General features: G+C 65.3%; 18 protein-coding genes. 10 read left to right on the top strand and 8 right to left on the bottom strand.

What is annotated here, in order from left to right; translation table 11 throughout:
- Positions 1 to 7 precede the first annotated feature (7 nt).
- Positions 8 to 184, bottom strand: coding sequence for a hypothetical protein (locus ACE103_RS34040; protein ID WP_375776582.1), 177 nt, complete (start codon positions 182 to 184; stop codon positions 8 to 10).
- A 200-nt stretch (positions 185 to 384) separates the two neighbouring features.
- Between ACE103_RS34040 and ACE103_RS34035 the strand changes: the two genes are divergently transcribed.
- The gene (locus ACE103_RS34035; protein WP_223969544.1) at positions 385 to 642 is read left to right on the top strand and encodes a hypothetical protein; all 258 of its coding nucleotides are present in this window, start codon (positions 385 to 387) and stop codon (positions 640 to 642) included.
- 217 nt (positions 643 to 859) lie between these two features.
- Here the strand turns inward: ACE103_RS34035 and garD are convergent, their stop codons facing one another.
- From garD to ACE103_RS34005, 6 genes are all read right to left on the bottom strand, one after another.
- Positions 860 to 2,398 (bottom strand): galactarate dehydratase, encoded by a 1,539-nt coding sequence (gene garD / locus ACE103_RS34030; RefSeq protein WP_375776581.1) that lies wholly within the window; start codon positions 2,396 to 2,398, stop codon positions 860 to 862.
- A 106-nt stretch (positions 2,399 to 2,504) separates the two neighbouring features.
- Entirely contained in the window at positions 2,505 to 3,953 is a 1,449-nt protein-coding gene (locus tag ACE103_RS34025) for an aldehyde dehydrogenase family protein (protein ID WP_375776580.1), read from the bottom strand.
- A 17-nt stretch (positions 3,954 to 3,970) separates the two neighbouring features.
- Complete coding sequence (gudD, locus tag ACE103_RS34020; protein WP_375776579.1) at positions 3,971 to 5,326, bottom strand: glucarate dehydratase; 1,356 nt, start codon at positions 5,324 to 5,326, stop codon at positions 3,971 to 3,973.
- 31 nt (positions 5,327 to 5,357) lie between these two features.
- A complete protein-coding gene (gene kdgD / locus ACE103_RS34015; protein WP_375776578.1) occupies positions 5,358 to 6,299 on the bottom strand; it encodes a 5-dehydro-4-deoxyglucarate dehydratase in 942 nt (313 codons plus the stop codon).
- A 127-nt stretch (positions 6,300 to 6,426) separates the two neighbouring features.
- On the bottom strand, positions 6,427 to 7,332 hold the full coding sequence (locus ACE103_RS34010; RefSeq protein ID WP_375776577.1) for a LysR substrate-binding domain-containing protein: 906 nt from the start codon (positions 7,330 to 7,332) through the stop codon (positions 6,427 to 6,429).
- A gap of 258 nt (positions 7,333 to 7,590) precedes the next feature.
- Entirely contained in the window at positions 7,591 to 8,928 is a 1,338-nt protein-coding gene (locus ACE103_RS34005) for an MFS transporter (protein WP_375776576.1), read from the bottom strand.
- Between the two features lie 212 nt (positions 8,929 to 9,140).
- Between ACE103_RS34005 and ACE103_RS34000 the strand changes: the two genes are divergently transcribed.
- Complete coding sequence (locus ACE103_RS34000) at positions 9,141 to 10,172, top strand: alpha/beta fold hydrolase (RefSeq protein WP_375776575.1); 1,032 nt, start codon at positions 9,141 to 9,143, stop codon at positions 10,170 to 10,172.
- A 14-nt stretch (positions 10,173 to 10,186) separates the two neighbouring features.
- A complete protein-coding gene (locus ACE103_RS33995) occupies positions 10,187 to 11,137 on the top strand; it encodes a fatty acid desaturase (RefSeq protein WP_375776574.1) in 951 nt (316 codons plus the stop codon).
- A gap of 3 nt (positions 11,138 to 11,140) precedes the next feature.
- Here the strand turns inward: ACE103_RS33995 and ACE103_RS33990 are convergent, their stop codons facing one another.
- Complete coding sequence (locus ACE103_RS33990) at positions 11,141 to 11,752, bottom strand: TetR/AcrR family transcriptional regulator (RefSeq protein ID WP_375776573.1); 612 nt, start codon at positions 11,750 to 11,752, stop codon at positions 11,141 to 11,143.
- 151 nt (positions 11,753 to 11,903) lie between these two features.
- Here ACE103_RS33990 and ACE103_RS33985 point away from each other — a divergent pair, with 151 nt between their 5' ends.
- The 7 genes from ACE103_RS33985 to ACE103_RS33955 all read left to right on the top strand — a co-directional run bounded on the left by ACE103_RS33985 (position 11,904) and on the right by ACE103_RS33955 (position 18,700).
- Positions 11,904 to 12,929: a histone deacetylase family protein gene (locus ACE103_RS33985; protein WP_375776572.1), complete on the top strand. Its 1,026-nt coding sequence runs from the start codon at positions 11,904 to 11,906 to the stop codon at positions 12,927 to 12,929.
- Between the two features lie 237 nt (positions 12,930 to 13,166).
- Positions 13,167 to 14,096, top strand: a complete 930-nt coding sequence (locus ACE103_RS33980; protein ID WP_375776571.1) for a Gfo/Idh/MocA family protein — start codon at positions 13,167 to 13,169, stop codon at positions 14,094 to 14,096.
- A 2-nt stretch (positions 14,097 to 14,098) separates the two neighbouring features.
- A complete protein-coding gene (locus ACE103_RS33975; protein WP_375776570.1) occupies positions 14,099 to 15,169 on the top strand; it encodes an aldose epimerase family protein in 1,071 nt (356 codons plus the stop codon).
- 35 nt (positions 15,170 to 15,204) lie between these two features.
- Positions 15,205 to 16,083 (top strand): SMP-30/gluconolactonase/LRE family protein, encoded by an 879-nt coding sequence (locus tag ACE103_RS33970; RefSeq protein WP_375781240.1) that lies wholly within the window; start codon positions 15,205 to 15,207, stop codon positions 16,081 to 16,083.
- A 58-nt stretch (positions 16,084 to 16,141) separates the two neighbouring features.
- The gene (locus tag ACE103_RS33965) at positions 16,142 to 16,888 is read left to right on the top strand and encodes a TetR/AcrR family transcriptional regulator (RefSeq protein WP_375776569.1); all 747 of its coding nucleotides are present in this window, start codon (positions 16,142 to 16,144) and stop codon (positions 16,886 to 16,888) included.
- A 19-nt stretch (positions 16,889 to 16,907) separates the two neighbouring features.
- Positions 16,908 to 17,777: an ABC transporter substrate-binding protein gene (locus tag ACE103_RS33960; RefSeq protein ID WP_375776568.1), complete on the top strand. Its 870-nt coding sequence runs from the start codon at positions 16,908 to 16,910 to the stop codon at positions 17,775 to 17,777.
- The gene (locus tag ACE103_RS33955) at positions 17,777 to 18,700 is read left to right on the top strand and encodes a DUF1932 domain-containing protein (RefSeq protein WP_375776567.1); all 924 of its coding nucleotides are present in this window, start codon (positions 17,777 to 17,779) and stop codon (positions 18,698 to 18,700) included. The genes ACE103_RS33960 and ACE103_RS33955 overlap by 1 nt, the downstream gene beginning before the upstream one ends.
- The last annotated feature ends 82 nt before the right edge of the window (positions 18,701 to 18,782 follow it).

Below are 18,782 nucleotides of genomic sequence, written 5' to 3'. Positions count from 1 at the left end.
TGAGAGTTCACGCTGCGTTTTCCGACGGCGAGGTCTCGCCGTCGAGCCAATCCTGCTCCTTGGCCAGCGCGCGCCAGGCCGCTTCCATGCGCTTGTAGCGGTTGTAGGTCGGTTCGTCGTCGGCGCGCTCGGCAAGCTGCGCGCAGTTCTCCGCATTGTCGAGGAAGTGCTGCGATTGCTTCATGGAATGTCCTCCTGTTGATGAGGACGTGGGCCATCAAATCGGGCTATTCAACGCGTGGAACATGAGCATTTCGCCACACAGGTGAATGTCCGTTCAGCGAGGTTCCCCGCGCGATGTTCCGCATCAGCGCCGGAGCGTAGGAACGGTTTGTCGCACCCGACGTTCCTCCTCCACATCGCCACTCGAGGAGGAGAGACGTTATGAGAAAGTATCTGTTTGCCGCGGCCATGGTGACCGCGATCGCATCGCCTGCATTCGCCGATGAAATCGGTGTTCGTGCCGGCCCCGTCGGCGCCGGCGTGACTGTCGGCGAGTCGCATGAATATCGCGACCGCGATCGTGACCGCACCACCGTGATCAAGGAGCGTGAGCCGCGCAGTGACCGGACCACGGTGATCAAGAAGCAGGACGAGTTCGGCAATCGCAGCAAGACCGTGATTCATCACGACGACGATTGATCGCGCTTGCTTGACGTGAAGATGAAAGTCTGCCGCTGACTTCGTCAGCGGCAGACTTTCATTTGCCGCGAGTCTTCTGCCGTCATTCCGGGGCGACGCGTAAGCGTCGAGCCCGGAATCCATCGAACCGCATCTCGAGCTGATAAATGGATTCCGGGCTCGCGCCAAGCGGCGCGCCCTCAGGTGCGCAATTGCGCACCGGGGAATGACGACGGGCCTAGGTCACCGGCGCCGGGTTGAACAGCGTCAGATCGTTGTGGATGCCCCAGCGGTCCGACCACGGCTTGATCCGTCCGCTCGCGACGTCGAGGATCAGGCGGAACAGGTTCCAACCGGTTTCCTCGATCGTCTTCTCGCCGGTCGCGATGCAGCCGGCGTCGAAATCGATCAGGTCCTTCCAGCGCCGCGCCAGCTCGCTGCGGGTCGCGACCTTGATGACGGGCGCGGCGGCAAGGCCATAGGGCGTGCCGCGGCCTGTCGTGAACACCTGCAAGGTCATGCCGGAGGCGAGCTGCAAGGTGCCGCAGATGAAGTCGCTGGCCGGCGTCGCGGCAAACAGCATGCCCTTCTGCCGCGCCTTCTCGCCCGGTGACAGCACGCCCGCGATCGGGCCGGAGCCCGACTTGACGATCGAGCCGAGTGATTTCTCGACGATGTTGGCAAGCCCGCCCTTCTTGTTGCCCGGCGTGGTGTTGGCGCTGCGGTCGGCGCCGCCGCGGGCAAGATAAGCGTCATACCAGGCCATCTCGCGGATCAGCGCGCGGCCGACATCCTCGTTGACGGCGCGGCGGGTCAGCAGCTGGATCGCGTCGCGCACCTCGGTCACTTCCGAGAACATCACAGTGGCCCCCGCGCGAACCAGCAGATCGGCGGCGAAGCCGACCGCGGGGTTCGCGGTAACGCCGGAGAACGCATCGCTGCCGCCGCATTGCAGGCCGATCACGAGATCGGCGGCCGGGCAGGTCTCGCGCGTGCGGGCGTTGAGCACCTTCAGGCGCACCTCCGCCTGGGTCATGATGGCATCGACGATGGCGCCGAAGCCGTCAAAGGCTTCGTCCTGCATCCGCACGATGGCGTCGCTGACGCCTTCCGGCACCAGCCGTTCCGGCGCGAGCTTCTCGCAGCCGAGGCCAATGACGAGGATCTCGCCGCCGAAATTCGGATTGAGCGCGAGATTCTGCAACGTGCGGATCGGCACCACGGCGTCGGGTGCCGTGATCGCGACGCCGCAGCCATAGGCGTGCGTCAGCGGCACGACGTCGTCGACATTGGGATATTTCGGCAGCAGCTCGGCGCGGATGCGCTTCACCGCGTACTCCATCGTGCCCTTGACGCATTGCACGGAGGAGGAGATGCCGAGGATGTTCTTGGTGCCGACCGCGCCGTCGGGATTGCGAAAGCCTTCGAAGGTGAAGCCTTCGAGCGGCGGCAGCGCCGGCGGCACCGCGGTTGCGATCTCGAGCTGATCGAGCGGCGGCGCGTCGGGCATGCGGATGCGTGCCTCGTCGACCGATTCGCCGGCCAGGATCGGCGACAGCGCATGGCCGATCACCTCACCATAGCGGATGATAGCCGCGCCCTCGGCGATGTCCTCCAATGCCGTCTTGTGGCCCTGCGGCACGAAGGCACGCAGCGTCAGGCCGCAGGCGAAGCGGGAGCCGGCAGGCAAGCCGAAATCATTCACGACGATCGCGACATTGTCGCGCGTGTTGAGCTTAATGTAGCGGGGCTCCTGCGCGCCGATCGACTGGTCCATGGGGACTCCGGAAATTGTAGGGCGGGTTAGCCGAAGGCGTAACCCGCCATGTTTGATGTGCGGTGCCGATGGTGGGTTACGCTGACGCGAACCCACCGTACGAACCTCAACCCGGGAACGTGTAAGCCGTCTTCACCGTGGTGTAGAACTCGCGGGCATAGGCGCCCTGTTCGCGCGCGCCGTAGCTCGAGCCTTTGCGGCCGCCGAACGGCACGTGATAGTCGACGCCGGCGGTCGGCACATTGACCATCACCATGCCGGCCTCGCTGTTGCGCTTGTAATGCGAGGCGTATTTCAGGCTCGACGTGCAGATGCCCGAGGCGAGGCCGAACTCGGTGTCGTTGGAGATCGCCAGCGCCTCCTCATAATCCTTGGCGCGGATCACACAGGCGACCGGGCCAAAAATCTCCTCGCGGGCGATGCGCATCTGGTTGGTCGCCTCGGTGAACAGCGCCGGCTGCAGATAGAAGCCGGGCGTCTCGCGGTTCAACAGCTCGCCGCCCCAGTGCAAGCGGGCGCCTTCGTCCTGACCGATCTTGATGTAGCGGAGGTCCTGATCGAGCTGACTCTGGTCGACCACAGGGCCGACATGCACGCCGCTCTTCAGCGCGTCATCCACCGAAAGGCCCTTCATGCGCTCGGTCATCGCGGCGACGAAGCGGTCGTGAATCCCCGCGGTGACGATCAGGCGCGATGAGGCCGTGCAGCGCTGGCCGGTCGAGAAATAGGCGCCGTTGACGGCGACCTCGACCGCGACCTTGACGTCGGCATCGTCGAGCACGACCAGCGGATTCTTGCCGCCCATCTCGAGCTGGAACTTCTTCATCGGATTGGAGAGCACGCAGGCCTGCGCGATCTTGCGGCCGGTCTGCACCGAGCCGGTGAACGAGATCGCGGCAACGTCGGGATGATCGAGCAGGGTCTGGCCGACCACCGAGCCCGAACCGACCACGAGGTTGAACACGCCTGCCGGAATCCCGGAGCGCGCGATGATCTCGGACAGCGCATGCGCTGAGCCCGGCACCAGCTCGGCCGGCTTGAACACCACTGAATTGCCGTAGCAGAGCGCGGGCGCGATCTTCCAGGCCGGGATCGCGATTGGGAAATTCCACGGCGTGATCATGCCGATGACGCCGACCGGCTCGCGGGTGATCTCGACGTCGAGACCGGGGCGCACCGATGCACCCTTCTCGCCCATCAGCCGCAGCGCTTCGCCGGCAAAGAACGCAAAGATCTGCCCGGCGCGCGCCACCTCACCGATGCCCTCGGGGAGCGTCTTGCCTTCCTCGCGCGCCAGCAGGCGGCCGAGCTCTTCCTTGCGGGCGAGGATCTCGACCGAGATCTTGGTCAGCGCGTCAAAGCGCTCCTGCGGCGTCGAGCGCGCCCAGGCCGGGAAGGCGGCCTTCGCCGCGGCGATAGCCTTTTCGGTCTGCGCCTTGTCGGCCTTGGCATATTCGCCGACCACGTCGGCCGTGTTGGAGGGGTTGATGTCCCGCGTAATGCTTGTTCCGTCGACCCATTCGCCGGCGATGAAGTTCTTCTGGTGAGCGGTCATGTTTCCAACCCTTCTTGTTAGCGCACGAGGCAGGGACGCTTGTCGTCGAAGGTCCAGCCCGGAATCAGGAACTGCATGGTCAGCGCGTCGTCGCGGGCACCGAGGCCATGCTGCTTGTATAGCGCGTTCGCCGCCTCGATGGCACCACGATCGAGCTCGATACCGAGACCCGGCCGATCCGGAATCGCGATCTTGCCGCCCTTGATCTGCAGCGGCTCCCTGGTCAACGCCTGGCCGTCCTGCCAGATCCAGTGGGTGTCGATCGCGGTCACCTTGCCGGGTGCGGCGGCGCCGACATGGGTGAACATCGCCAGCGAAATGTCGAAATGGTTGTTCGAGTGCGAGCCCCAGGTCAGGCCGTTGTCGCGGCAGGTCTGCGCCACCCGCACCGAGCCCTGCATGGTCCAGAAATGCGGATCGGCCAGCGGAATGTCGACCGCCCCGAGCCGCAGCGCGTGGCTGAGCTGGCGCCAGTCGGTCGCGATCATGTTGGTTGCGGTCGGTAGTCCGGTGGCGCGGCGGAACTCGGCCATGATCTCGCGGCCGGAGAAGCCGGCCTCCGCGCCGCAGGGGTCCTCGGCATAGGCCAGCACGCCATGCATGTTGCTGCAAAGCCGGATCGCCTCGTCCAGCGACCAGGCGCCGTTCGGGTCGAGCGTGACGCGCGCGTTCGGAAAGCGTTTTGCAATTGCGGTGACGGCCTCGATCTCGTCTTCGCCCTTGAGCACGCCGCCCTTGAGCTTGAAATCGGCAAAGCCGTAATGCGCCTGCGTCGCTTCGGCGAGGCGCACGATCGCCTCCGGCGTCATCGCTGCCTGATGGCGCAGGTTGAACCAGTCCGCCTTGCCGGTCTCACCTTCCACATAAGGCAGGCTGGTCTTCCTGCGATCGCCGACGAAGAACAGATAGCCGAGCGTCTCGACGCTGGTGCGCTGCTGGCCTTCGCCGAGCAGCGCCGCGACCGGGAGATTGAGATGCTGGCCGAGCAGATCGAGCAGCGCGGATTCCACCGCGGTGACTGCGTGAATGGTGACGCGCAGGTCAAAGGTCTGCTTTCCGCGGCCGCCGGCGTCGCGATCGGCGAAGGTCTGGCGCATCGACGCCAGGATATTGTTGCAGGCGCCGATGCTCTGGCCGACGATGAGGTCGCGGGCGTCCTCGAGCGTCTTGCGGATCTTCTCGCCGCCCGGCACCTCGCCGACGCCGGTGTGGCCGGAGTTGTCGGTGAGGATGACGAGATTGCGGGTGAAGAACGGCGCATGCGCGCCGCTCAGATTGAGGAGCATGCCGTCGCGGCCGGCGACCGGGATCACCTCCATCGCCGTGACGACGGGGGCGCCGGCAAAGCCGGTGCGGATCGTGTCTTGAATCATCTGCTCCTCCCTGTGTCGTTTGCCGTTCGGCTTATTCCGCCGCCTGCTGGGTCGTGGCCTGCGGCAGCTTTGCCACCAGCGCCGCGAGCTCGGCGATCTCCTGCTCGGTGAGATCGGTCAGCGGCGGCCGCACCGGGCCGGAATCGCGGCCGATCACCTTCATGCCGGCCTTGATGATCGACACCGCATAGCCTTTCCTGCGGTTGCGGATCGCGATCAGCGGCAGGATGAAATCCTTCAGGCCTGCATGGATGGTCTGATGATCGCGCCGGCGCACCGCGGCGTAGAACTCGGTGGCGAATTCCGGCACGAAGTTGAACACCGCCGACGAATAAGTCGTGACGCCCATGTCGAGATAGGGCAGGGCGAAGGTTTCCGCCGTGGGCAAGCCGCCGATATAGGTCAGGCGGTCGCCGAGCCTGGTGTAGACGCGGGTCATCAGCTCGATGTCGCCGATGCCGTCCTTGTAGCCGACGAGGTTCGGGCAGCGCTCGCAGAGGCGCGCCAGCGTGTCGGGCTGCAGGATCGCATTGTCGCGGTTGTAGACGATGACGCCGATCTTCACTGACGAACACACCGCCTCGACATGGGCGGCGAGGCCGTCCTGCTCGGCATGGGTGAGGTAGGGCGGCAGCAGCAGCAGGCCGTCGGCGCCGGCCTTCTCGGCGCCAACAGCGATCTCGCGCGCGATTGCGGTGCCGTAGCCGGTGCCGGCCAGCACGGGCACGCGGCCCTTGGTCTCTTCGACCGCGATCTTCACGACATGCGGAACTTCAGCCGGCGTCAGCGAGAAGAACTCGCCGGTGCCGCCGGCGGCGAACAGGCCGGCGACGTCATAGCCGCACAGCCAGTCCATATTGGCGCGATAGGTCGCCTCGTCGAACGAATAGTCCGGCTTGAACGGGGTCACGGGAAAAGACAGGAGGCCGCCACCGATTCTCGCGGCCATCTCCCGAGGGGTCATCTTGCTCATGGCGCCACTCCTTGAATGATGTTGGGATGAGGGATGCGCGAGCAGCGCGCGTCCATGGTCGAATTCTTAGGGAATGCTTCGATGCGCGTCCAAGCCAAACGCGGTATCGAGCGATGCAAAATCTGCATCAATCGCCGCGCAGGTGCGGGGCGGCGATTTCGGTTGCGATCTCGATCAAGGACGGCAGCAACTGGTTCTCATGATCGCGCCGCCACACCATGAACAGCTCGACCGGCACCGGCGTGCGCAGCTTCAGTGGTTTCAGCTTGACGTCCGCGATCTTCAGGCTGGCGGCGGCCTCCGGCACGATGGCGACGCCGAGCCCGGCGCGAACCATCGCGAGGATCGAGTGGATCTGGCTGAGATGCTGCACATAGCGCGGCAGCACGTCGGCACGCGTGAACAGCGACACCAGGAGGTCGTGGAAGTAACGCGCCTCATAGGGCGAATACATCACGAAGGGCTGGTCGTCGAAATCCTTGATGCTGACGGTGTCGGCCGTGGCCAGCGGATGCTTCTTCGGGATCGCGGCGAGCAGCGGCTCGGCCACGACGCGCCGGCTGGCGAACTCCGGCCGCGCGATCGGCGGGCGCAGCAGGCCGGCGTCGATCTGTCCGGTGGTGAGCGCCTCGAACTGATCGCCGGACACCATCTCCTTCAGGGAAAAATCGACCTCAGGCAGGCGGGAGCGGGCAGCCGCGATCAGATCGGGCAGGAAGCCGTAGGCGGCCGCGGCCGTGAAGCCGATCTTGAGCGAGCCGGTCTTGCCGAGCGCGATGCGGCGGGCGACTTGCGCGGCGGATTCCGCGAGCTTCAGGATGCGCCGCGCCTCGGGCAGGAAGCTGCGTCCCGCCGGGGTCAGCCGCACCGAACGGCTGGTGCGCTCCAACAGCGGCGCGTCGATGATGTGCTCGAGAACCTGGATCTGCCGGCTGAGCGGCGGCTGCGTCATGTTGAGCCGCGCCGCGGCGCGGCCGAAGTGCAATTCCTCGGCCACCGTGACGAAACAGCGGAGCTGGTTCAGGTCGAACATCGATGCTAGCCTGGAATGGATCGGTCGAGGATTTGTACGTTCTAGCATCGATGCCTCCCACTGGCCAAGAAGACAAAAAAGCAGACAAACAAGAAGACAAAGACGGCGGCCGAAGCCGCCGTTTTGGGTTTGTGCCCAACTCCATCCCCGTCTTTGCGAGCGAAGCGAAGCAATCCATCGCGCGGCATATGCGGAACCATGGATTGCGTTGTCGCTGTCGCTCCTCGCAATGACGGGCGATAGACGTCGGCGGCCCGGTCAGGCTGCCTTCAGCTGCACCCGCTTGATCTCGCCGACGATGAACAGATAGGCGATCGCCGCGACCAGAGCGTTGGCGCCGACGAACACCAGCGCGCCGTTGAATGAGCCGGTGGCGGCGAGGATGTAGCCGATGATGATCGGCGTTGTGATCGAGGACAGATTGCCGAAGGTATTGAACAACCCGCCGGAGACGCCGCCGGCTTCCTTCGGCGAGGTGTCGGAGACGACCGCCCAGCCAAGCGCGCCGATGCCCTTGCCGAAGAAGGCGAGCGCCATGAAGCCGATCACCAGCGCCTGGCTGTCGACGTAGTTGCAGGCGATGATCACCATCGACAGCAGCATGCCGCCGACGATCGGGATCTTGCGCGCGATGGTCAGCGAGCCGGTGCGGCGCAGGAGGTAGTCCGAGATCACGCCGCCGAGCACGCCGCCGACGAAGCCGCACAGCGCCGGCAATGTCGCGACGAAGCCGGCCTGCAGGATCGAGAGCCCGCGCTCCTTCACCAGGTAGACCGGGAACCAGGTCAGGAAGAAGTAGGTCAGCGTGTTGATGCAGTACTGGCCGATATAGACGCCGAGCATCATGCGGTTGGCGAGCAACCGGCGGATGTGGTCCCAGCCGGGGCCGCTGTCGTGTGCCTTGCCGGCCTTCGCCGCATCCATGTCGACCAGCGCGCCGCCCTGCTTGATGTAGTCGAATTCGGCCTCGTTGATCCCGGGATGGTCCTTCGGCTCGTAGATCGTCTTGATCCAGGCGATGCCCATGATGATGCCGAGCCCGCCCATCACGTAGAACACGTGGCGCCAGCCGTATTCGTGCGCGATCCAGCCCATCAGCGGTGCGAAGATCACGGTCGCGAAATACTGTCCGGAGTTGAAGAACGCCGATGCGGTGCCGCGCTCATTGCCGGGGAACCAGGCCGCGACGATGCGGGCATTGGCCGGGAACGATGGCGCTTCGGCGAAGCCGACCAGGAAGCGCAACCCGAACAGCAGCACCACGGCGGCGCCCGCGGAGAGGAACCCGGTCAGTCCCTGCATCGCGGTGAAGATCGACCAGACGATGATGCTGATCGCATAGACCCATTTGGAGCCGTAGCGATCGAGCAGCCAGCCGCATGGTACCTGCGCGATCACATAGGACCAGCCGAAGGCCGAAAACACGTAACCCATCGCGACGGGGTCGAGATGCAGTTCCTTGGAGAGGGCAGGGCCGGCGATCGAGAGCGTGGCGCGATCGGCATAGTTCACGGTGGTGACGAGAAACAGCATCGTCACGATCAACAGCCGGACGCGGGATCGCCGCGCGTCCGTGGCGGACACAATTGCGCTCATTCGCGCCTCCTTAAGATTTCCTCGGGGTCTGTCCTAGAGAGATGACGGCAATGGGTCCAAGCCGAAACGGGTATTGATCGATGCCGATTTTGAATGGATCGACCCGGTGTCATTCCACCTTCGCCGCTCTTGCTTCGGTTCCTAATTAGTGTACAATAAGTACAGTTATAGAAGGCGCAGCGTCGCGCCCTGCCGATCGAGGTCGAATGCGCATGACCACGCTACGCGACTATGAGGTGTTCGAGGCAGGCAGGGTGACCTTGCAGGACGGCGCGGTGTTTCCGCAGCTTGCGCTCGCCTACAAGACCTACGGCACGCTGAACGCGGCCAAAGACAACGTCATCCTCTATCCGACGTCGTTCGCCGCGCAGCATTACGACATCGAATGGCTGGTGCAGCCGGGCGGGGCACTCGATCCCGAGCGCTACTTCATCATCATCGCGAACCTGTTCGGCAATGGCGTGTCGTCTTCGCCGTCGAATTCGAGCGAGCTGCTCGGCGACGCACCGTTCCCGGCCTTCACCTATCATGACGCCGTCGCCATCCAGCGTCGGCTGCTGGTCGAGCGGTTTGGCGTGACCAAGCTCGCGCTGGTCTACGGCTGGTCGATGGGCGGCATGCAGGCCTATCACTGGGCCGCGCGCTATCCCGACATGGTGGAGCGTGCAGCGGTGGTCTGCGGCAGCGCGAGGTGCTCGCCTTACAATCATGTCTTCCTCGAAGGTGTGAAGGCTGCGTTGACCACCGACCCGGCCTACCAGGATGGCCGCTTCGTCACCAAGCCGACAGCGGGCCTTCGCGCGATGGGGCGTGTCTATGCCGGCTGGGCGATGTCGTACGAGTTCTATCGCGAGGAAGTCTGGCGCGAGGCCGGCTTCAACTCGTTGGAAGACTACCTCGTGGGATCGTGGGACGGTGCCTTTGCGCGGCGCGATGCCGGCAATCTGCTGGCGCAGATTGCGATCTGGCAGGCCGGCGATATCAGCCGCTGCGACGAATTCGGCGGCGACTTCGATCGGGCGCTGGCCGCAATCAAGGCCCACGTGCTGCTGATGCCCGCCCGTACCGACCGCTATTTCGACCCGCGCGACAACGAGGACGAACTCGGCCGCCTGGTCAATGCCCGCTCCACGGCGCTGCACGCGATCCCCTCGATCCACGGGCACCGCGCCGGCAATCCCGTCAACAACCCCGAAGACCGCGCCTTCATCAACGCCGAAATCTCGGCGCTCCTGCAACGCTGACAGGTGAGACGACCATGAGCACCGCAGAGACCAGTGATGCCGGACCCCGCCTGAAGCCGCTCAACCCGCTGACCTTGCGCGATCTGTCGACCAAGTCGAACCTTGCCGGTGCGGCGCGCGCGGCAAGCCATTACGGGATGATCGCTGTGGTCGGCGCGCTGATCTGGTTGGTCTCTTCGCATTACGGCTTGCTATGGGCGTTGCCGCTGATTGCGATCCAGGGCTATTTCGTCGCATTCCTGTTCATGGTCTTGCATGAGACCGCGCACAAGACGGCGTTTCGCAGTCACGCACTCAATCTTGTGGTCGGCAACCTGTCGGCCTTCATGATCGGATTGCCCTACCAATATTACTGCCTGTTTCACTGGGACCATCATCGCTACACCCAGGATCCGGAGAAGGACCCGGAGCTGATCGTCGGTCCGAAGCCGGCGTCCGATACCCAGCTCGCGATCGCCTATTCGGGGCTATTGCAGGTGCTGGTGCGGATCCGGCTGATGTTTCGGCATGCACTCACCGGGAAGGTGATCGTGCCGTGGATTCCGCAGCACAAGCGCGCCGCGATCGTGCTTGAAGCCCGGCTTTATCTTGCAGGCTACCTGCTGTTGCTCGCGGCATCGCTCGCACTGCACAGCGCGATCCTGCTCTTTGTGTGGATCGTGCCGCTGCTGGCCGGTCAGCTCATCCTGCGCCCTTATCTTTACGCGGAGCACACCGGTTGCGAGCGGACGCGGAGTGCGTTCGAGAACACGCGCACCACGATGACAGGCCGGATCATGAAATGGTTCGCGTGGAACATGCCTTATCATGTCGAGCACCACGCCTATCCGACGGTGCCGTTCCATGCGTTGCCGAAGCTGAACGCCATCGTCGATGGCCACATCGTGTATCGCGGCAGCAACTACCGCGCCGTGACGCGCGAGACCTGGGCCTGGTTCCGCCGTCAGCGGCAGCGCTCTGCTTGATATTCACGCCTCGGCGTGCGGTCGCAGCACCAGATTGACGAGGTTGCGGGCATAGGCCGGCGTCAGCGGCCTGATGCCGAAGACGTAGCGGTAGAACAGGCTGCCGTAGATCGCGTCATAGATATCGCCGGGCACGCCCGGCGCGCCGATGCTGCCGTCCTTCTGGCCGGCGGCGATGATTTCCAGCATCCGGGCGCGACGAAGGCCGAGGTAGCGCTCGTAGAACAATTCCGCCGTGCCGGTCTGCGAAATGCATTCCGAGATCACCGCGAGTTGCACCCGCCCGAACTCACCCTGCAACGCCTCGACATAGGTCGCGACATGACGGCGGATGCGGGCCACCGGATGGCCCGCTTCGGGCAGCGGCACCGCGCGCGAGGCCTGATCGAGAAAGGCATCGATCAGCAAAGCCTCGCGCGACGGCCACCATTTGTAGATCGTCATCTTCGAGACGTTGGAGTGTCTCGCGATCGCGTCGATGGTGGTGGCGGCAAGGCCGGTGGCTGCCATAAGCGTATAGGCGCTGTGCAGGATCGCGGCCGTGGTCGCGGCGGAGCGCGGCCGGCCGCGCCGCCCCGTTGTCGTATCCTCCGTCTCCACCTTGCTTCCCGCCATGGCCGGGATTGGTATCCTGCGTACTTGAATCATTGCGCTGCCTGCGGACATAGCATGAAATCGCGCGCTGTTTCAGATCATCGCTGCCGCTGCTACGGTACAATCCGCCAGCGAAGGCGCAGCCCAACTGCTCATCGAACAGGAGTATCCCGTGAAGGCCGTCTACAGTGATCTGCACCGCAGCCATGATCCGCAATTCTTCCTGGTCCGCGGTGTGGTCCAGCGCACCACCGAGCAGCCCGAGCGCGCCGACCGCCTGCTGGCGGGGCTGAAGGCCGGCAAGCACAGGCTGATCGAGCCGACCACATTCGGGCAGGGGCCGCGGGCGCGGGTGCACAGTCCGGAATATCTGAGCTTTCTCGAAGGAGCCTGGGAGGAATGGTCGGCGCTCGGCAACGCCGGACCGGAGATGATCGCGAACATGCATCCGGTGCGCAACGCCGGTACCTATCCCACCCACATCGTCGGCAAGCTCGGCTGGCATACGGTCGACACCGCGGCGCCGATCGGACCCGGCACCTGGGCCGGCGCCTGCGCCTCGAGCGACGTCGCGGTCACTGCCGCGCAGATGGTGCTCGATGGCGAGGACGCTGTCTACGCGCTGTGTCGTCCGCCCGGCCACCACGCCTATCGCGATCTTGCCGGCGGCTTCTGCTTCCTCAACAACAGCGCGATCGCGGCCGAGCATCTGCGCCAGAAGCACGAGCGTGTCGCGATCCTCGATGTCGACGTGCATCACGGCAACGGCACGCAGGGCATCTTCTACGAGCGGGGGGATGTCTTCACCGTCTCGATCCATGCTGATCCGTCGTTCTTCTATCCGTTCGTCTGGGGCTATGCGCATGAGCGCGGTGCCGGGCCCGGCCTCGGCACCAATCTCAACATTCCCCTCGCCAGGGGCACCGGCGACGACGACTACATCAAGGCGCTCGCGGCGGCCGAGAAAGCGATCCGTTCCTTCGCGCCGACCGCGCTCGTGGTTGCGCTCGGGCTCGACGCCTCCGAGAAGGACCCGCTCGCGGGCCTCGCCGTCACCACCGACGGCTTCCGCCGGATCGGCGAAGCGCTGGCCCGGTTCGGCCTGCCGACGGTGCTGGTGCAGGAGGGCGGCTATCTCTCCGACATCCTCGGTGCCAATCTGACGGCGGTGCTCGGCGGATTCGAAGCCGCGCGCTAGCCCGGTTTCGAATGGCGTGGTGATCGGTTCGCGTGAAGAAAGCCCGTCAAATCAACAGTCTGGAGCATCGGTTGTGATGAATCAGAACCGATGCCCCCACCGTGCGCCGCACAACAAGGCGTCGTGGAGTTGCACGTTTGCAACCAAAGGCGGATCATGCCGTTGGTATCCGGCGGTGACCTATGATCCTGCCTGGCGGCATCTGCCGTCCGGGCGGGCAGCAACGCGAGGACGGCCATGAGCGATCTGCTCCGCATCGCCATCGTCGGGTTCGGGGAGATCGCGTGCCGGCAGCACGTGCCTGCGATTGCCAAGACATCAGGCGCTGCACTCGTCGCCGTGGCCGATCCGGCCAAGAGCCCATCCGGCCTGCCGCATTTCCGCGATCTGCAGGAGTTGTTGCGCGACGGGCCGGAGATCGATGCCGTTGCGCTGTGCACGCCGCCGCAGGCGCGTCACGCGCAGGCCGCTACGGCGCTCGCCGCCGGCAAGCATGTGCTGCTGGAGAAACCGCCTGGGTCTACGCTCAGCGAACTCACGCCGCTGATCGCGGCCGCAGGCGAGGCGGGCCGGACATTGTTTGCGACATGGCACTCGCGCTACGCACCCGCGGTTGGACCGGCGCGGAAACTGCTCGCCGGCCACACGATCAACAAGGTGACCATCATCTGGAAGGAAGACGTCCGCGTCTGGCATCCAGGCCAGGCCTGGATCTTCGAGGTCGGTGGCTTCGGCGTGTTCGATCCCGGCATCAACGCGCTGTCGATCCTGACCGAGATCCTGCCGCGCCCCGTCTTTGTCAGGAGCGCGATGTTGGACGTTCCTTCCAACCGGGAGGCGCCGATTGCTGCAGCTGTCGAGCTGTCCGATGAGAACGGCCTGCCGATCCACGCCGAGTTCGATTTTCGCCAGACGGGGCCGCCGAGCTGGGACATCCTGTGCGAGACCGAGGCCGGGCCTGTGGCGCTGTCGAAAGGCGGACGGCAGCTGCGCGACGGCAACAGGTTGGTGGTCGATGCCACGGATGAGGAATATCCCGCGCTGTACCGCCGCTTCGTTGCGCTGACGTCGGATGGAAAATCCGACGTCGACCTCGCGCCCTTGCGGCTCGTCGCCGATAGCTTCATGCTGGGGCGACGGCGTCTTGTCGAGGCGTTCGGGGACTGACAATGACATCAGCCAGCATTGCTCGCGTGCCCTTCGGCACCTTGCCCAACGGCACTGTGGTCGAGCGCGTGACGCTGCGCGGCGAACACGGCTTCGAGGCCACCATCCTCACCTTCGGCGCCACGCTGCAAGCGCTGCTCGTGCCCGATCGCGGCGGGCATTGCGACGACGTCGTGCTTGGCCATGACGAATTCGACGGCTATCTGGCGCAGCGCAAATTCTTCGGCGCGACCATCGGGCGCTACGCCAACCGGATCGCCGCCGCGCGCTTCATGCTCGATGGCGAGATGGTGAAACTTGACGCTAACAACGGCCCCAACGCGCTGCATGGCGGGTTGCAGGGCTTCGATCGCAAGCTGTGGTGGATCGCTGAGCTCAGCGATCAACCGGGGCCGACGCTGGTGCTGGAGCGCGAAAGCCCGCATGGCGAAGAGGGCTATCCGGGCAATCTTCACACCCGGGTGACGTATCAGCTGCGCAACCCGATGGAACTCGCGGTCACCTACGAGGCGACCACCGACCGGCCGACCTGCGTCAACCTCACCAATCACAGCTTCTTCAATCTCGACGGCGCACGCTCGGGTACACAAATTCTCGATCACAGGCTGACGATCGCTTCAGATCATTTCCTCGCGGTGGACGCCACCGCGATCCCGTTGCCAGAGCCGCCACGGCCGGTTGACGGCACGCCGTTCGACTTCCGCAAGCCGACCGCGATCGGCGCGCGGATCAGGATGAACGACGATCAGCTCCGGCTCGGGCGCGGCTACGACCACAATTTCTGTCTGGCCTCGGGGGCAGGCGTTCGCTTCGCCGCGCGCCTCGAGGCGCCGCACTCTGGCCGCGTGATGGAGCTGTTCACCGATCAACCGGGGTTGCAGTTCTATTCCGGCAACTTCCTCGACGGCTCGGGCGCCGGCAAGGGCGACCGGCTCTATCGCCAATCCGATGCGCTGTGTCTCGAACCGCACGCCTGGCCGGATACGCCGAACCGGCCCGACTTCCCGTCGGCGCGGCTCGATCCCGGGCAGGTCTATCGACGCACCGCAATCTATCGCTTCTCGACCATGTGAGTGACGCCATGACCGACCGTGCCTCCGAGCCGCTGATCGAACAGGTGCCGACATCGGTGCTGTCAGCCGAGCGCTGTCATCTCGGCGAGGGCCCGACCTATGACGCGGCGACCGACACCGCGTGGTGGTTCGACATCCGCGAGCGCCGCCTGTTCGAGCATCGTTTTGCAAGCGGCGGCACCATCATTCACGAGTTGCCGAAAATGGCGAGCGCGTTGGCGCGGATCGATGGCGAGCGGCAGCTCATCCTCGCCGAGGATGGGCTTTACGTCCGGCAGGTCGCCGGCGGCCGGCTGGAGCTGTTCGCCGCACTCGAAGCCGACAATCCGGTGACGCGCTCCAACGATGCGCGCGTGCATCCGTCGGGCACCTTCTGGCTCGGCACCATGGGGCGTCAGGCCGAGCACGGCGCCGGCGCGATCTACGCGCTGCATCACGGCCGCATCACGCGGCTCTATCCGGGGATCACGATCCCAAATGCGATCTGCTTTTCGCCCGCAGGCGACGTCGGCTATTTCGCCGATACCGCGACCAATGTGCTGCATCGCGTACCGCTCGATCCATCGACGGGACTGCCGACCGGCGAGCCGATCGATTTGATCAGACATCAAGGCACCGGCGGGCTCGACGGTGCGATCGTCGATGCCGACGGAATGATCTGGAACGCGCGCTGGGGCGGCGGCTGCGTCGATGTCTACGACCCCAGCGGCCGGCATTTGCGCTCGCTGAAGGTGCCGGCGAAGCAGTCGAGCTGCCCGGCCTTTGTCGGCCGCGATTTTGCGCGCGTGCTCGTTACGTCGGCGTGGCAGGACATGGATGAGGCCCAGCGCGCGGCCGATCCCGGCCACGGCCGAACCTTTCTGCTCGATGCCGCGGCGCGCGGCCGTGCCGAGCCCGACGTCAAACTGACCTGAATGCGGGTTTGGCGCCGCGTTGTTGACGCGACCTGAATATTTGGACGATAGTACAAATATGGTCCGCAAACCTGCCAAGTCCGGCATGAAGGCCGACGCCAAGGCCGCCAGCACCCGCAAGCCGAACATGCGCGAGGCGATCCTCGCCGCGGCGGAGGAATTGTTCTCGACCTACGGCTTCAACGCCGTCTCGGTCCGCGACATCGCACAGGCCGCCGGCGCCAATCCCGGCAGCGTGACCTATCACTTCAGGACCAAGGACGGCCTACTGCTGGAGGTCTATCGGCGGCATTGCGGCCCGATGAACCGGCGGCGCTCGGAGCTCCTGGCGGCGGCGCGGCGGGTGCGCGACCTGCAGGACCGGCTGGAGGCGATCGTGCGCGCTTATGTGCTGCCGGCCTTCACCTCGGGCAGCGATCTTGCCGGCGGCGGCACGCGGTTCACGCGGCTGCGTGCGATCATGTCGGCCGAGGGCAACGAGGTCGTGCGCAAGATCATCGCGCAGACCTTCGACGACACCAGCCATGCCTTCATCGACGCGATCCATGAAAGCCTGCCGCATATTCCGCGCACTGATCTGGTCTGGCGCGGCCACTTCCTGCTCGGCGCGCTCTACTACACGCTGGTGACGCCGGAGCGCGTCTCGCGCCTGTCGCGCGGCAGCGCCGACGGCACCGATGCCGGCCATGCCATCGAGGAGCTGGTGCGCGCGACAGTTGCCGCGCTGCAGGCCGCGCCGGTCGATCAGGGACCGCCTGCGCCGCGCAAGGCGCCGGGCGTCAATCCAGGGCGCGCACTGGCCTGACCCCGCGGAGTTCGTCGCCATGGAGAAACTTCGGCTGCGCACGGTGCTTGGCAATCACCCGCACGTCCAGGCGGTGAAGCGCGGTGCGCTGCGCTCGGAGCTGTTCGATCTCGACTTCACCGAGTTCACGCCGACCAACGCCGCGTTCAAGCCAATGGTGCGCGAGCGGGCGTTCGACGTCTGCGAGATGGCGATCGTGACCTATCTGATGGCGAGGGCGCACGGCAAGCCGCTGGTGCTGCTGCCGGCTGCGATGGTCGGTCGCTTTCAACATGGCCATGCGCTCTATCGCGCCGACCGCGGCACGCTGATCCCTGCCGATCTCGAAGGCAAGCGGGTCGGCATCCGCTCGTTCACCACCACGACGGGCGCATGGATACGTGGAATCCTCGCCAACGATCATGGCGTGAACCTCGACCGGATCAACTGGGTCACGTTCGAGGACCCGCATGTCGCCGAATATGCCGACAGCACCGAACGGGCCCCGAAAGGCAGCGCCATCATCCAGATGCTGAAGGACGGCGAGCTCGATGCGGTGCTGGGCGAGACCTCCAGCGATCCGGCGCTCAAGCCGTTGTTCGCCGATCCCGCCACAGAGGCGGCGCGGTGGTACGCACGGCATGGCGTTGTGCCGGTCAATCATCTGGTGGTGGTGACGAGGCAGCTTGCGACGTCGCGCCCGGACGTGGTGCGAAGCCTCTACGACCTCCTCAAGCGCGCCAAGGTGAACGCCGGTCCGGCTGATGTGCCCGACCTGCTGCCGTTCGGCGTCGAGGCGAACCGCAAGCCGCTCGAATTGATGATCGACTATTGCGTCAAGCAGGCGTTGATCCCGCGGCGCGTCACGGTCGACGAGCTGTTCGACGACACAACACGGGACTTGAATTGATGACAATCTCCAGCGATCCGCGGCAGTGGCAGGTCGGCATGCTCGGCTATGGCGAGGTCGGACGCATCCTCGCCGAAGACCTGCGCAAGCAGGACATCAAGGTCGCTGCCTACGACATCAAGCTCGACCGCGAGGCGGGCGCGCCGCTGCGCGAACACGCGGCCGTGACCGGCGTGGCGCTTGCGCAGTCCCATGCCGATCTCGCAGCACGGGCCGATTTCATCATCTCGGCGGTGACGGCGAGCCAGGCGGTGCCGGTGGCCGAGGCCTGCGCGCCTGCGATCCGGAACGGTGCCTGGTTTCTTGATTTCAATTCGGCTTCGCCCGGCGCGAAACGGCGCGCGGCGGCCCACATCGATGGTGCCGGCGGCAGCTATGTCGAGGGCGCGGTGATGACGTCGCTGCCGCCGTACCGGATCAAGGTGCCGCTGCTGCTCGGCGGCCAAGGCGCGCGGGAGCTGGCGCCGCTCCTGGTCGAACTCGGCTTCGCGGCAAAGGTCGCAAGCGACGAGCTTGGTGTGTCCTCGGCGGTCAAGATGTGCCGCAGCATCATGATTAAGGGCCTCGAGGCCATGGTGATCGAGAGTTTCACCACCGCACGCGCCTATGGCGTCGAGGACGCGGTGCTCGCCTCGCTCAAGGAGACCTTTCCAGGTATCGATTGGGAGAAGCAGGGCGCCTATTTCTTCCAGCGAGTGATCGAGCATGGCCGGCGGCGTGCCGAGGAGGTGCGCGAGGTGGCGGAGACCGTGCGTGAGGCCCACCTGACGCCATGGTCCGCGTCCGGCACCGCCGAGCTGCAGGGCTGGATCGCTGATCTTGCCGACGAGGGGGTTTTCGGACCGAAGGGAACGCCGGACTTCGCCCGCAGCGCCGACTGGCGCACCGAGGCCGACCGGATTCTCGCGCGCATCAAGTCCTGAAATCTCGCGCGGAGAATCCGCCGCGTTCCCTGCCGACGCGCAATGCGCTATTGCTCTGCGAACAGTTTTGTTCTGGAGGCAC

The sequence above is a fragment of the Bradyrhizobium sp. ma5 genome, assembly GCF_042258955.1.
In the GTDB taxonomy this organism is placed as follows: Bacteria; Pseudomonadota; Alphaproteobacteria; order Rhizobiales; family Xanthobacteraceae; genus Bradyrhizobium.
The sequence above is the reverse complement of the archived record's forward strand: the minus strand, read 5'-3'. Positions and strand labels throughout refer to the sequence as shown.

Bases quoted from the DNA above. Each gene is read 5' to 3' on its own strand.
- ACE103_RS34040 (WP_375776582.1), bottom strand. From the start codon at position 184: ATGAAGCAATCGCAGCACTTCCTCGACAATGCGGAGAACTGCGCGCAG.
- ACE103_RS34035 (WP_223969544.1), top strand. From the start codon at position 385: ATGAGAAAGTATCTGTTTGCCGCGGCCATGGTGACCGCGATCGCATCG.
- garD (WP_375776581.1), bottom strand. From the start codon at position 2,398: ATGGACCAGTCGATCGGCGCGCAGGAGCCCCGCTACATTAAGCTCAAC.
- ACE103_RS34025 (WP_375776580.1), bottom strand. From the start codon at position 3,953: ATGACCGCTCACCAGAAGAACTTCATCGCCGGCGAATGGGTCGACGGA.
- gudD (WP_375776579.1), bottom strand. From the start codon at position 5,326: ATGATTCAAGACACGATCCGCACCGGCTTTGCCGGCGCCCCCGTCGTC.
- kdgD (WP_375776578.1), bottom strand. From the start codon at position 6,299: ATGAGCAAGATGACCCCTCGGGAGATGGCCGCGAGAATCGGTGGCGGC.
- ACE103_RS34010 (WP_375776577.1), bottom strand. From the start codon at position 7,332: ATGTTCGACCTGAACCAGCTCCGCTGTTTCGTCACGGTGGCCGAGGAA.
- ACE103_RS34005 (WP_375776576.1), bottom strand. From the start codon at position 8,928: ATGAGCGCAATTGTGTCCGCCACGGACGCGCGGCGATCCCGCGTCCGG.
- ACE103_RS34000 (WP_375776575.1), top strand. From the start codon at position 9,141: ATGACCACGCTACGCGACTATGAGGTGTTCGAGGCAGGCAGGGTGACC.
- ACE103_RS33995 (WP_375776574.1), top strand. From the start codon at position 10,187: ATGAGCACCGCAGAGACCAGTGATGCCGGACCCCGCCTGAAGCCGCTC.
- ACE103_RS33990 (WP_375776573.1), bottom strand. From the start codon at position 11,752: ATGGCGGGAAGCAAGGTGGAGACGGAGGATACGACAACGGGGCGGCGC.
- ACE103_RS33980 (WP_375776571.1), top strand. From the start codon at position 13,167: ATGAGCGATCTGCTCCGCATCGCCATCGTCGGGTTCGGGGAGATCGCG.
- ACE103_RS33975 (WP_375776570.1), top strand. From the start codon at position 14,099: ATGACATCAGCCAGCATTGCTCGCGTGCCCTTCGGCACCTTGCCCAAC.
- ACE103_RS33965 (WP_375776569.1), top strand. From the start codon at position 16,142: ATGGTCCGCAAACCTGCCAAGTCCGGCATGAAGGCCGACGCCAAGGCC.
- ACE103_RS33960 (WP_375776568.1), top strand. From the start codon at position 16,908: ATGGAGAAACTTCGGCTGCGCACGGTGCTTGGCAATCACCCGCACGTC.
- ACE103_RS33955 (WP_375776567.1), top strand. From the start codon at position 17,777: ATGACAATCTCCAGCGATCCGCGGCAGTGGCAGGTCGGCATGCTCGGC.